10 protein-coding genes are annotated in these 14,004 nt (G+C 58.8%); 3 read left to right on the plus strand and 7 right to left on the minus strand.

The annotated features are described in order from the left end of the window. Positions 1-67 precede the first annotated feature (67 nt). The 5 genes from ACQR3R_RS21245 to ACQR3R_RS21265 form a co-directional block, all read right to left on the minus strand. Positions 68-577, minus strand: a complete 510-nt coding sequence (locus tag ACQR3R_RS21245) for a hypothetical protein (protein WP_428275018.1) — start codon at positions 575-577, stop codon at positions 68-70. 770 nt (positions 578-1,347) lie between these two features. Further along, entirely contained in the window at positions 1,348-2,925 is a 1,578-nt protein-coding gene (guaA, locus tag ACQR3R_RS21250; protein ID WP_428275020.1) for a glutamine-hydrolyzing GMP synthase, read from the minus strand. A gap of 82 nt (positions 2,926-3,007) precedes the next feature. Next, a complete protein-coding gene (gene guaB, locus ACQR3R_RS21255; protein WP_159813956.1) occupies positions 3,008-4,477 on the minus strand; it encodes an IMP dehydrogenase in 1,470 nt (489 codons plus the stop codon). Between the two features lie 195 nt (positions 4,478-4,672). Next, on the minus strand, positions 4,673-5,221 hold the full coding sequence (locus tag ACQR3R_RS21260; RefSeq protein ID WP_428275022.1) for a hypothetical protein: 549 nt from the start codon (positions 5,219-5,221) through the stop codon (positions 4,673-4,675). Between the two features lie 85 nt (positions 5,222-5,306). After that, positions 5,307-6,074: a TSUP family transporter gene (locus tag ACQR3R_RS21265; protein WP_428275024.1), complete on the minus strand. Its 768-nt coding sequence runs from the start codon at positions 6,072-6,074 to the stop codon at positions 5,307-5,309. Between the two features lie 101 nt (positions 6,075-6,175). Here ACQR3R_RS21265 and ACQR3R_RS21270 point away from each other — a divergent pair, with 101 nt between their 5' ends. From ACQR3R_RS21270 to ACQR3R_RS21280, 3 genes are all read left to right on the plus strand, one after another. Then, positions 6,176-7,138, plus strand: a complete 963-nt coding sequence (locus tag ACQR3R_RS21270) for a LysR substrate-binding domain-containing protein (RefSeq protein WP_428275026.1) — start codon at positions 6,176-6,178, stop codon at positions 7,136-7,138. A gap of 90 nt (positions 7,139-7,228) precedes the next feature. Beyond that, positions 7,229-8,608, plus strand: coding sequence for an exodeoxyribonuclease VII large subunit (gene xseA / locus ACQR3R_RS21275; protein WP_428275028.1), 1,380 nt, complete (start codon positions 7,229-7,231; stop codon positions 8,606-8,608). Positions 8,609-8,611: 3 nt separating this feature from the next. Continuing rightward, complete coding sequence (locus tag ACQR3R_RS21280) at positions 8,612-9,433, plus strand: peptidoglycan DD-metalloendopeptidase family protein (protein WP_428275030.1); 822 nt, start codon at positions 8,612-8,614, stop codon at positions 9,431-9,433. A 201-nt stretch (positions 9,434-9,634) separates the two neighbouring features. Here ACQR3R_RS21280 and ACQR3R_RS21285 read toward each other — a convergent pair whose 3' ends face one another. Next, positions 9,635-9,946, minus strand: coding sequence for a hypothetical protein (locus ACQR3R_RS21285; RefSeq protein ID WP_428275032.1), 312 nt, complete (start codon positions 9,944-9,946; stop codon positions 9,635-9,637). A 5-nt stretch (positions 9,947-9,951) separates the two neighbouring features. Continuing rightward, positions 9,952-13,848 carry a phosphoribosylformylglycinamidine synthase gene (gene purL, locus ACQR3R_RS21290; RefSeq protein ID WP_428275034.1) on the minus strand — a complete coding sequence of 1,299 codons (3,897 nt, stop codon included), beginning with the start codon at positions 13,846-13,848 and terminating at the stop codon, positions 9,952-9,954. Positions 13,849-14,004 lie beyond the last annotated feature (156 nt).

A 14,004-nucleotide genomic window follows, 5' to 3' on the forward strand; every position in this document is an offset into this window, starting at 1 on the left:
GTCGATAACTTCATGGGTCTTTGCGCAGGCTGGCCGGGCCGCAGCTACTCATGAAATCCCTGCGCGGTCAGTTTGCGGCGGCATCTTTTTTTGGAACGCCGATGGTTTTGCGTTCACCGGTTGCGCCAACTTCATACACGGTCATGACCCAAGTATCGGCAATGACGGTTTCAACCAGGTAATTCTTCTTAGCTTGCGGCGTGAATTGCTGCGCAACAGGCTGCTCCTTGTCGAACGGCGTAGGCATGGGAATACCGTTAAGGGTGAACGGTTTGACCTTGACCACCCCTTGCACGTACACGCTTTTGTCGGCCTCGACCAGTTGACTGATGCTGTCAGTACCACCGGCAATTTTCTTCAGATAAGCCGGTATGCGCTTGAAGTAAGCCGAGTCATAAACCCGATCACCCGCGCTATCAAATCCAGCATTGGCATAGCCGTACGTGTAACTGACAGGATGATCTCCCTCGCCTCCGATGGTTCGGAAAGTCACGCTGGCTTGATGGTCATTCATGGCCAGTGGAATGACCGGTTCTGAAGAAAGATCACCCGCCTGACGGCTGCTGCAGCCAGTCATGATAAGCGCGAAAGTGATTGCTAATGGAAACGCCAAAAAAGTTTTCATTCGATCCCTGAACAGTCTAAAAGAAGGTCTGTATGGAGCCATCTGCAGAGCGAAAGTTCCCTGTACCCTGTCGGTGGCACCGTGGAATTGACATGTCTGCCGATGCCACACTGATCCTTTAACACTGACTCAAGATCCAATGCCGTCAGGAGTTCGCCGTAAATAGAGGAAGAACGTCATGTTTGGAAGGAACCTGTTGCTGAGTTTTTGCGCTGTGTTACTGGCTGGCTGTACGGGCAGGGGCTTTCAACCGCCGCCGCCAGACTTCACCAATTGGCAAAAGAGCGGGGTCTCTGTCGAGGGAGTCAAGAGTGCCATGCTCACGTGCGGGTACCCCAATGTCGCGGGCATAGGCAACGACTCAATCGATGCGGAATTGAAGCAATTCTATTGCATGAAAGACGCAGGCTTTAAACGTAAGGACAATTTGGATCTGTGCAAGCAAGGCCGCGTCGGCGAATCCCCGGTGTGCGAAGGCCGCCGGTAATTCATTACCAAAGAAACAGGGAATGAACGATCTACGCAACGGACTGTACGGTACCGCATTGGTGTTGGCAGCAGCTGCGCTGGGCGGCTGCGGCCAATTGGCAAACGTACGTTCGCTGTCCACTGGCTGCACAAAGCTGCCAGAATTTGCTAAACCCAAAAAGCCAAAAGCCCGCAATTACGCGGGCTTCAGGGTGTTTCTTGCTAGTGGGTGCCGGACAATGCCGGACGCCCAATCATTCCCACTCAATGGTCGCTGGCGGCTTGCTCGACACGTCGTAAGTCACGCGGGAGATGCCTTCGATTTCATTGATGATGCGGCCGCTGACGGTTTCCAGCAGTTCGTAAGGCAGGTGTGCCCAACGCGCGGTCATGAAGTCGATGGTTTCAACGGCGCGCAACGCAACGACCCAAGCGTAACGACGGCCATCGCCAACCACGCCAACCGATTTCACCGGTTGGAACACTACGAATGCCTGGCTGACTTTGTGGTACCAGTCGGCTTTGCGCAGTTCTTCGATGAAGATGTGGTCGGCGCGACGCAGCAGGTCGGCGTATTCCTTCTTCACTTCACCGAGGATCCGCACGCCCAGGCCCGGGCCCGGGAATGGGTGACGGTAGACCATGTCGTACGGCAGGCCGAGTTCCAGGCCCAGACGACGGACTTCGTCCTTGAACAGTTCGCGCAGCGGCTCGACCAGTTTCAGGTTCATCTCTTCCGGCAAGCCACCCACGTTGTGGTGCGACTTGATCACGTGAGCCTTGCCGCTTTTGGCGCCAGCCGACTCGATCACGTCCGGGTAGATGGTGCCCTGGGCGAGGTATTTGATGTTGTCCAGGCTGTTGGACTGGGCATCAAACACGTCGATGAAGGTACGGCCGATGATCTTGCGCTTCTTCTCTGGGTCGCTTTCGCCAGCCAGGTTGTTGAGGAACTGGTCTTCGGCGTTGGCGCGGATCACTTTGACGCCCATGTTCTCGGCGAACATGGCCATCACTTGCTCGCCTTCATGCAGACGCAGCAGGCCGTTGTCGACGAAGACACAGGTCAACTGGTCGCCGATGGCTTTGTGCAACAGCGCAGCCACTACCGAGGAGTCGACACCGCCAGACAGGCCCAGCAGCACGTTGTCGGTACCGACCTGGGCGCGGATGTTGGCAATGGCGTCTTCAGCAATCTTCGACGGAGTCCACAGCGCTTCGCAGCCGCAGATGTCGAGAATGAAACGCGAGAGGATGCGACCGCCCTGTTTGGTGTGGGTCACTTCCGGGTGGAACTGCACGCCGTAGTAGCCACGAGCATCATCGAACATGCCGGCAATCGGGCAGCTCGGAGTGCTGGCCAGGATGTGGAAATCCTGCGGCATTTTGGTGACCTTGTCACCGTGGCTCATCCACACGTCGAGGCCGAACAGGCCGTCAGCGTCGATGTGATCTTCGATGCCATCCAGCAAGCGGCTCTTGCCGACCACGTCGACACGGGCGTAACCGAACTCACGCAGTTCGGAACCTTCAACCTTGCCGCCCAGTTGTTCAGCCATGGTCTGCATGCCGTAGCAGATACCGAAGACCGGTACGCCAAGGTCGAACACAGCTTGCGGGCAACGCGGACTGTCGGCTACGTGCACGGACTCGGGGCCGCCGGCGAGAATGACGCCTTTTGGAGCGAATTCGCGAATCGCCTCGTCGTCCATGTCGAACGGATGCAGTTCGCAGTACACGCCGATTTCACGCACGCGGCGGGCAATCAGCTGGGTGTACTGGGAACCGAAATCGAGGATCAGGATGCGGTGGGCGTGAATGTCGAGGGCCATGAGATCAGTCTCGTCTAATGAATCAGAAACAACTCGGGGCTGAATAAGACAGCCCCGGTTACTTAACTATGTGCTGGAAGCATCAACCTACGCGGTAGTTTGGCGCTTCCTTGGTGATCTGTACGTCGTGGACGTGCGACTCGGCCATGCCAGCACCGGTGATCCGCACGAACTCAGGCTTGGTGCGCATCTCTTCGATGTCGGCGCTGCCGGTGTAGCCCATCGAGGAACGCAGGCCGCCCATCAATTGATGAATGATGGCGCTCAGGGTGCCCTTGTAAGGAACACGCCCTTCGATGCCTTCCGGTACAAGCTTCTCGGCGCCTGCCGAAGAATCCTGGAAGTAACGGTCGGAAGAGCCTTGAGCCTGGGACATGGCGCCCAGCGAACCCATGCCACGGTAAGCCTTGTACGAACGACCCTGGAACAGTTCGATCTCGCCTGGAGCTTCTTCAGTACCGGCGAACATCGAGCCCATCATCACGCAGGAAGCACCGGCTACGATGGCCTTGGACAGGTCACCGGAGAAACGGATACCACCGTCGGCGATCAACGGCACGCCGGTGCCTTCAAGGGCAGCAGCGACGTTGGCGATGGCACTGATTTGCGGAACGCCAACACCGGCGACGATGCGGGTGGTGCAGATCGAGCCAGGACCGATACCGACCTTGACGGCGTCGGCGCCGGCTTCGGCCAGGGCTTTGGCGGCAGCGCCGGTGGCGATGTTGCCGCCGATGACCTGCACGTCAGGGAAGTTCTGTTTGACCCAGCGAACGCGGTCGATCACACCTTTGGAATGGCCGTGTGCGGTGTCGACTACCACCACGTCCACGCCGGCATTGACCAAAGCAGCGACGCGATCGCCGGTGTCTTTACCGGTACCGACCGCAGCACCAACGCGCAAACGACCTTGATCGTCCTTGCTGGCCAGCGGGTATGCCTTGGCTTTTTCGATGTCGTTGACGGTCATCATGCCTTTGAGGGCGAATTTGTCGTCGACGATCAGTACGCGTTCGATGCGGTTCTTGTGCAGCAACTCGCGAACGTCGTTCTTGTCGGCGCCTTCCTTGACAGTGACCAAACGCTCTTTAGGCGTCATCACTTCGCGGACAGTCGCTTCAAGACGATTTTCGAAACGTACGTCACGGGAAGTGACGATGCCGACCAGGTCGCCATCGTGCAGTACCGGAACGCCGGAAATGTTGTGCAGACGAGTCAGTTCGAACAGCTCACGAACCGTGGCATCAGCCTCGATGGTGATCGGGTCCTTGACCACGCCGGCTTCGTAACGCTTGACCTTACGCACTTCGGCAGCTTGCTGCTCGATGGTCATGTTCTTGTGAATGATGCCGATGCCACCTTCCTGAGCCATGGCGATTGCCAAACGGGCTTCAGTGACGGTGTCCATGGCAGCAGAAACCAGAGGAATATTCAGCTCGATGCCACGGGTTAGGCGGGTCTTGAGACTGACTTCGTTAGGAAGCACCTCGGAATAACCGGGCACTAGGAGAATGTCGTCGAATGTCAGAGCTTCTTGGCTGATACGCAGCATCGCGGGGGCTCCCGAGCGGGAAAATGGAAGCGCGCCATTATAGTCAGACACCCCCTCGGGTTCAATGTAAAACTCTGTCTATTATCGACGCAGTGATCGGCGGGGTATTTGAAAGGCATCGCTGCAAGCCAGCTCCGACCGATCCGCGGTGGTTCTGTAGGAGCTGGCTTGCCAGCGATGAACGATAACGTGGTCTTACAGTTCGACTTTGACCCAGCTCACCGGTTGATCCAGCCAATCGGCAAACTCGTCGATGAAGCTTTGCTTGAACCCGGCCTCGGCCCAGTTGTTGAAAATAAACCCCAAGTTGGAAAAACCGCATTCCTGCAGAAACAAGAACCCGTTGATGTCGTCTTCGTGTCCACATTCCGGGCAGGTGAAGTTATCGGTGCGCCCCGGCATCCACTCCTCCAGGCTCTCGAACAGGGCTTCGCCCACTTCCTTACGGCATTCGGCACAGCCAGCCTCTTCCAGAAAACCCTTGGCCGGCGTGTAGATGCAGCGCTTGGTGATGATTTCCAGGCCATTCACCGGCTCGCCGAACGGCAGCGCTTCGGGGTGCAACACCACCGCACGAGCACCGTCAGCCAGCGCATAACCCATGCGATTGCCAGTACGCCCGCAGGTTGTGAGTTCTTCCTTGACGATGTTCTTGCGCACCAGCCATCGCACGATCGCCCGGGCGCGGGGCTCGTGAACCGGTAGCGTAGAAATTTTCGGGACAATGATGCTTTGCGAATTCATGGAGCAAGCCTGCTGCGTCAAAGAGATATTCGGCGGTGTGGCAGATGTTGAAGCGGCCGGCAGCTTAATCCCTGACGCAATCAGGTCAAGTACTCAAATAGCGCGCTATCAAGGCAATCCCGCTGGCCAACACCAACCAGGTCACCAATCGTACAAACGCCTCGCGGGATAATCTCATGGCTAACTGCCGCCCTATCCACAGCCCCAGCGCCATCGCCGGTAACAAACACAGGGCCAGTACCAATAAGGGTAGCTCGGCATACACACCTGCGATGGCAAACAGACTCAAACGCACCACGGTACTGCAACTGATGAGTGCACTTTGGGTTGCCCTGGCCGCGTCCTTGGGCAAGCGACTGTTCAGATAGATGGCATATAAAAAGCCGCCACTGCCAAATAACGCTCCGAACATTCCTCCCACGATGCCCATCGGCACGGCCCAACGAGTGGACAACTGCGCGGGCCGGGCTTTGACCCACAGGCTGTAAATCGCATAAGCGCTGATAAAAAGCCCCATCAACAACAGCAATAAATCAGATTTGAGGTTCAGCAGAAAAATCACCCCGAGCGTGCAACCCAGCGCCATGCAGGGCAGCAACCGCAACAATTCAGGCTTTGCCACATCCTTGCGCGAAGGCACCAGGTTGCCGAACGCGGCGATGAAATCCAGCAGCACCAGCAACGGTACGATCTTCGACAGCGGCATGAACAGAATCAGGATCGGCCCGGCGACCAATGCCGTGCCAAACCCGGCGATGCCAAACACGATATAAGCCAAGGCAATGCCCATACCGATGACCAGCCAATCGGTCGTAACAAAATGCCATTGGCTCAATAACTCAATCAGGTTCATGTCGCGTTCTTTCCTCGATGACGTGCGATGACTTTAGCCAGCACCCAGCGTTGCGACTAATATCTTCCAGGTCGCCCACTCATCTCGAAAAGGCATGCCTCGTGCTTTCAACCCGTCAATTGCGTTACTTCGTGGAAATAGCCGAATGCGGCAGTTTTAGCGCAGCGGCTGAGCGCCTGTTTGTTGCGCAGTCGGCGTTGAGCCGACAGATCAAAGACATGGAAGTCCGCCTGCAAACGCCCCTGTTCGAACGCACCGCGCGCCAGCCTCGGCTTACCGCGGCCGGCGAAGCCTTTTTACCGCGTGCCAAAAACGTGCTGATCGAACTGTCCAAGGCCAGCGAAATGGCCACGCAGGTAGGCAGCGGGGAACTGGGCACCTTGCGCCTGAGCCATTCCAGCACCGTGCCCATGAGTGGCCGCTTGCTGCGCTGCATCAGCAGCTATCTGGAGCAACATTCAGGTGTTTTCATGGACATCGCCAAACTGTCGTCTGAAGCGCAGCTTGAAGAATTGGCGGCTGGTCGACTGGACGTCGGGCTGCTGCGCCTGCCGGTATTGCGCCAACGCGAGGGCGTACAGACAGTGCCGTTGTACAGCGAACGATTGCTGCTGGCGGTGCCACCGAATCACCGGTTGGCGACGGCCGAGTCCACCGACGGCATCGACTTGGCAGACTTGAAGGATGAGGCGTTTATCTCCATCCCTCATCCGCAACGTGGCGGGTTGAGCTACTTGTCCGCCGAGTTGTGCATGCGCCAGGGCTTTTTCCCCAAGGCTGCGCGGGTGGTATCGCGCAAAACCACGCAACTGCAGTTGATTCAGGCCGGTTTCGGCATTGCGCTACTTCCGGCGTCAATGCAGGACATCGCACCGCCCGACATTCATTTCCTGCCGTTGGCCGACCCGGATTGCCACACGACCGTTGCCCTCGCCCACCGCCAGAATCCCACGGCATTGGTTCAACATTTCATCAATACCTGCACAATCGACTGTGGGAACGGACCTGCTCCGGGTGGCGCTCCGACGAACACGGCGTGTCGTACAAAAAATGACAGTGACTGACATAACCTCTTCGCGAACAAGCCCGCTCGCCACAGTGGATTTGCGTTGATTCATGGAGATTGAACGCCAAATGCCTTTAAACTGCCGCCCATGATTAAAGATCCCTTTGCAAGACTCGGCCTGGACCGTGAAGTACTGACTGTCAGCCAGCTGAACGGCCGCGCGCGGGTGTTGCTCGAAGACGTGTTCAGCAACATTTGGGTCGAAGGCGAAATCTCCAACCTCGCCCGCCCTGCCTCTGGCCACGTGTATTTCACGCTCAAGGACAGTGGCGCCCAAGTGCGATGTGCGCTGTTTCGGCAGAATGCGGCTCGGGTTCGCCAAGCGCTGAAGGACGGTTTGGCGGTCAAGGTACGCGGCAAGGTTTCGTTGTTTGAGGGCCGTGGCGACTATCAGCTGATTCTCGACACCGTTGAGCCTGCCGGCGACGGTGCACTGCGCCTGGCGTTCGATGCCCTGAAAGAGAAGCTCAGCGCGGAAGGTCTGTTCAGTGCCGAACGCAAAGTGCCGTTGCCTGCACATCCGCAGCGTATCGGTATTATCAGCTCGCCGACCGGCGCGGTCATCCGCGACATCATCAGCGTATTTCGACGCCGCGCACCTCAAGTGCAACTAACGTTGATTCCCACCGCCGTACAGGGTCGCGAAGCCACCGCGCAGATTGTTCGTGCATTGAAACTGGCGGACGCTCGCGGCTTTGATGCGTTGATCCTGGCGCGTGGCGGCGGCTCGCTGGAAGACCTCTGGTGTTTCAACGAAGAAGCCGTGGCCCGCGCCGTGGACGCCTGCGTTACGCCGATTGTCAGCGCGGTAGGCCATGAAACCGACGTCTCGATCAGTGATTTCGTGGCCGATGTCCGCGCCCCCACGCCGTCGGCGGCGGCTGAATTGCTCGCCCCGGATTCCAGTGATCTGGTGCGCCGCGTCGACAGCCTGCATCGCCGCCTGGTCATGCGTATCCGCGATCGCTTGATGCGCGACCGATTGCGCCTGGAAGGCATGTCGCGCCGTTTGCGCCATCCCGGTGAACGCCTGCGCCAGCAAGCGCAGCGCCTGGATGATTTGGACATGCGCATGCGTCGCGCATTCGAACGTAGCCTCAATACCCGCCGCGAACGCCTGATCCGTCTGGAAACCCGCCTCGCCGGCCAGCACCCGGGCCGGCAACTGGCAATGCTTCGCCAGCGTCTCGCAAACCTCGCCGAACGCTTGCCACGCTCTATGCGCGAGGGGCTGAAGTCGCGTCGCCTGCAACTGCAAAGCCAGGCGCAAACGCTGCATGTAGTCAGCCCGCTGGCAACGCTTGGCCGTGGCTACAGCATTTTGCTCGACGAGCGCGGCAACGCCATTCGCAGTGCCGAGCAAACCCACACCGGTCAGCGCCTGAAAGCCAGACTCGGCGAAGGTGAGCTGCAAGTACGCGTCGAAGACAATCACCTGACGCCTGTCACCCTTTCTTTACTGGATTAATCCATGCCGCGTTTTTTAGCCCCATTGCTTTTGTTGTGCCTGACCTTCAACGCCCATGCCGACAGCTACATCACCCGCCTGCTGAACAAACCGGTGCCGGGCGGCGTGGCGGTGGTGGATCTGGGCTCATCCGCTCAAGCACCGAAAGCCAGCTACCAGGGCAAACCGGTATTGGTGGTCAAGGAGCAGAACAACTGGCTGGCCATCGTCGGCGTGCCGTTAACGGTCAAACCGGGCACGCAACAGGTCAGCAGCGGCGGCCGCAATCTGCCCTTCATCGTTGGCAACAAGAAGTATCCGGAACAGCACATCACGCTGAAGAATACGCAGCAGGTCAATCCGAACCCGGCAAACCTGAAACGCATCGAAGGCGAACTGGCCGAGCAAATCCAGGCCTACCGCAGCTTCAGCCCGAACACCCCGAGCAACCTGCTGCTGGATAAACCGGTGAACGGCCCATTGTCGAGCAAGTTCGGCGTGCGCCGCTTCTTTAATGGCGAGGAGCGCAACCCACACGCAGGCCTCGATTTCGCAGTGCCCGCTGGCACCCCGATCAAAACCCCGGCCGCCGGTAAAGTGATCCTGATCGGTAACTACTTCTTCAACGGCAACACGGTTTTTGTCGACCACGGCCAAGGCTTCATCAGCATGTTCTGCCACATGTCGAAAATCGACGTCAAAGTCGGCCAGCAACTGGCCCGTGGTGGCGTGGTCGGCAAAGTTGGCGCAACTGGCCGGGCAACTGGCCCGCACATGCACTGGAACATCAGCCTGAACGATGCGCGGGTGGATCCGGCGATTTTTATTGGGGCGTTTCAGCCTTAACTTAAATTCGGCACACACCCTAAGTGGCCGCTACTGCACCAATGGATATGTACATCAGCAGAGAAGGGTCGGCTGTCAGGCCGCCATCGTGAGCACGCTCAGCTCCCACAGGTGAAAGATCCAGCAACTCGTCAAACTCCGGACAAAAAAAAACCCGCTGAATAGCTCTCAGCGGGTTTCTCATTTCAGCGGTCCGAAAGATCAAAAATCCTCCAGCCGCCACACCTCATAAGCCGGCGTTTCATAGGGGTGGCTGAGTTTCAATGCGGCCACTGCGGCCACGATCAACTCATCCGCCACCACCAGCTCAACCTTCCATTCCTCGACCTGCTCGACCTGACCATCCTGCCCAATGAACGGCTGACTGCCCTCCAATGGGCGAAACTGACCGCGGCCCAACACCTGCCAAGAACAGTGATCGTAAGCCCCGATTCGCCCACCACCGGCAGCGAATACGGCGCTTTTGACCACATCGACATGGCTGTCAGGAACAAAAAAGCTGAGCTTGTACACAGCGCTTAGTTAACCCACACGCGAGCGTTACGGAACATGCGCATCCACGGAGCATCTTCGTTCCAGTCTTCCGAACGCCACGAGTTCTGCACGGCGCGGAACACACGCTCCGGGTGCGGCATCATGATGGTCACACGACCGTCACGGCTGGTCAGCCCGGTGATCCCGCGCGGCGAGCCGTTCGGGTTGGCCGGGTAGTTTTCAGTGACCTTGCCATGGTTGTCGACGAAGCGCATCGCCACGCAGCCCGACAAGTCGGCTTCGAGCAATGCTTCTTCGCTTTCGAATTCGGCATGACCTTCACCGTGAGCGATGGCGATTGGCATGCGCGAACCGGCCATACCCTGCAGGAATATCGAGTTCGACTCCTGAACCTGAACCATGGCCACGCGCGCCTCGAACTGCTCGGAGCGGTTACGCACGAAGTGCGGCCAGAACTCGCTGCCCGGGATCAACTCGTGCAGGTTAGACATCATCTGGCAACCGTTGCACACACCAAGGGTGAAGCTGTCGTTACGTTCGAAGAAGCCTTGGAACGCATCGCGGGCACGGCTGTTGAACAGCGCGGATTTAGCCCATCCTTCACCGGCACCTAGCACGTCGCCGTAGGAGAAACCGCCGCAGGCAACCAGGCCTTTGAACTCATTGAGGTCAACGCGCCCCGCCAGAATGTCGCTCATGTGCACGTCGATCGCGTTGAAACCGGCGCGGTCGAACGCTGCTGCCATTTCTACCTGACCGTTGACGCCTTGCTCGCGCAGTACGGCAACTTGTGGGCGAATGTTTTTCTTGATGTAAGGCGCGGCGATGTCCTGATTGACATCGAAGCTCAGCTTGACGCTCAGGCCCGGATTGTCTTCCTCCAACAACACGTCGAACTCTTGTTCGGCGCAATCGGCGTTATCACGCAGGCGCTGGATCTGGTAGCTGGTTTCAGCCCAGGTCCGTTGCAGCAAACGACGCTGACCTTCGAACACGGTTTCGCCGTTGAAGGTGATGTTGATCTGGCCGTTGTTCATTGGCTGGCCAATCACCGACACGCAATCACCCAAGCCAGCAGCGCTGAACTGCGCGAGGATGTCTGGAGTGGCGTCCTGGCGAACCTGGATCACCGCGCCTAGTTCTTCGTTGAACAGGATGGCGGCGATGTCAGCGGACGTTTCCGCCAGGCCATCAAGGTTGAGGCTCAGGCCGCAGTGACCGGCGAAGGCCATTTCTACGGTGCTGGTCAGCAGACCACCATCGGAACGGTCGTGGTAAGCCAGCAAATGACCGTCGGCATTGAGGCCCTGGATCACCGCGAAGAAGGCTTTCAGGTCTTCGGCATCATCAACGTCCGGCGCTTGCGAGCCGAGCTTGCCGTGAACCTGGGCCAGGATCGAGGCGCCCATACGGTTCTGGCCACGGCCCAAATCGATCAGGATCAGGTCGGTGGTGCCCTTGTCCATCCGCAGTTCAGGGGTCAGGGTCTGACGGATGTCAGCCACCGGCGCGAACCCGGTGACGATCAGCGACATCGGCGACGTTACGGTCTTGTCGACGCCTTCGTCGTTCCAGCGGGTGGCCATGGACATCGAGTCCTTGCCGACCGGAATGGTGATGCCAAGCTCTGGGCACAATTCCATGCCGACCGCTTTCACGGTGTCATACAGACGCGCGTCTTCACCCGGGTGTCCCGCGGCGGACATCCAGTTTGCCGACAGTTTGATGTCGGAAATCTTGTTGATGCGCGACGCACAGATGTTGGTCAACGTTTCGCCAATGGCCATGCGGCCCGACGCCGGAGCGTCCAGCAGAGCCAGCGGAGTGCGCTCGCCCATGGCCATGGCTTCACCGGTATACACGTCGAAACTGGTTGCGGTCACGGCAACGTCGGCCACCGGAACTTGCCATGGGCCAACCATCTGGTCACGCGCCACGAGGCCCGTGATGGTGCGGTCGCCGATGGTGATCAGGAAGCTTTTGCTGGCCACGGCCGGGTGATGCAGAACGCGTTCGACGCAGTCGGCAATTTCAAGCGTCGACGGATCGAAATCGTCGCCCAATTCGCTTTCACGAACGGCCGAACGGTGCATGCGCGGAGCTTTGCCCAGCAACACTTCAAGCGGCATGTCTACCGGACTGTCGCCGAAGTGGCTGTCGGTCACGGTCAAGTGTGGCTCGGCAGTGGCTTCACCGACGACTGCGAACGGGCAGCGTTCACGTTCGCAGATCGCCTGGAAGCGCTCGAAGTCTGCCGGGCCGACGGCCAGAACATAACGCTCCTGGGATTCGTTACTCCAGATTTCGTGCGGGGCCATGCCCGGCTCGTCGTTTGGAATGTTGCGCAGCTCGAAACGACCACCACGGTTGCCATCGTTGACCAGTTCCGGGAAGGCGTTGGACAAACCGCCCGCGCCCACGTCATGGATGAAGCTGATCGGGTTTTTGTCGCCCAGTTGCCAGCAGCGGTCGATGACTTCCTGGCAGCGACGCTCCATTTCAGGGTTTTCACGCTGTACGGAGGCAAAATCGAGGTCTGCCGAGCTGGTGCCGGTGGCCATCGACGAGGCCGCGCCGCCGCCCAGACCGATCAGCATCGCCGGGCCGCCGAGCACGATCAGCTTCGAGCCAACGGTAATTTCGGCTTTCTGTACGTGTTCGGCACGAATGTTACCCATGCCGCCCGCCAGCATGATCGGCTTGTGATAACCACGAACTTCGTCGCCACGCGGGGTGGTGATCGACTGTTCGAAGGTACGGAAGTAACCGGTCAGGGCTGGACGGCCGAATTCGTTGTTGAAGGCGGCACCACCCAGTGGGCCTTCAATCATGATGTCCAGCGCGGTAACGATGCGCTCGGGCTTGCCGTACGGCACTTCCCAAGGCTGCTCGAAACCCGGAATTTGCAGGTTCGATACGGTAAAACCGGTCAGGCCGGCCTTCGGCTTGGCGCCACGACCGGTAGCGCCTTCGTCGCGAATCTCGCCGCCACTGCCGGTGGCTGCACCCGGGAACGGGGCAATCGCGGTCGGGTGGTTGTGAGTTTCGACTTTCATCAGGATGTGCACCGGTTCCTGCACCGCACCGTACTGGCGGGTTTCAGGGTCCGGGAAGAAACGACCGGCAACATTACCGACGATGACCGAAGCGTTGTCCTTATAAGCCGACAAAACGCCTTCGCTGTGCATCACGTAGGTGTTCTTGATCATGCCGAACAGGCTTTTTTCCTGGCTCTGGCCGTCAATATCCCAACTGGCGTTGAAGATCTTGTGACGGCAGTGCTCGGAGTTCGCCTGGGCAAACATCATCAGTTCGATGTCGTGCGGGTTGCGCTTCAAGCCGACGAAGGCGTTGACCAGGTAGTCGATCTCGTCTTCAGCCAGGGCCAGGCCCAGCTCGGTGTTGGCTTTTTCCAGCGCGGCGCGGCCGCCACCCAATACATCGATTGCGGTCAGCGGCTTGGGCTCGGCGTGACTGAACAGGCCAGAGGCTTGTTCGAGGTTGCCAAGGACGATCTGGGTCATGCGGTCGTGCAGCACGTCTGCAATCAACTGGGCTTGCGCGTCGCTGAACTGGCCGGCCACGTAGAACGCAATGCCGCGCTCCAGACGCTGGATTTTCGCCAGGCCGCAGTTACGAGCGATGTCGCTGGCCTTGCTCGACCACGGCGAGATAGTGCCAAAACGCGGCAACACCAGAAACAGACGACCGGTCGGTTCTTGCACCGGGACACTTGGGCCGTACTTCAGAAGGCGCGCAAGCACCTGCTGTTCGTCGCCGGTCAGGACGCCGGTAACTTCGGCGAAGTGAGCGAATTCAGCATATAAGCCACTGACAGCCGGTACTTTCTGGCTCAGTTGCTCAAGGAGTTTGCTGTGGCGAAAGGCAGAAAGGGCAGGAGCGCCGCGCAGGATCAACATCTTCGGGACAGCCTCGGGAAGGGGTGTGCTTTGAGGCCGTGCATTCTAGCCTAAACCGCCCGCGACATCACCCGAAACGGTACGGGCGGCAGCACCGGGGCATCGGATGGGGTATTTGGCCCCTGAACAGTGGTCCCACCGGGGTTATTTTTACCC

The organism is Gordonia sp. IEGM753 (assembly GCF_050321825.1).
Lineage (GTDB): Bacteria > Pseudomonadota > Gammaproteobacteria > Pseudomonadales > Pseudomonadaceae > Aquipseudomonas.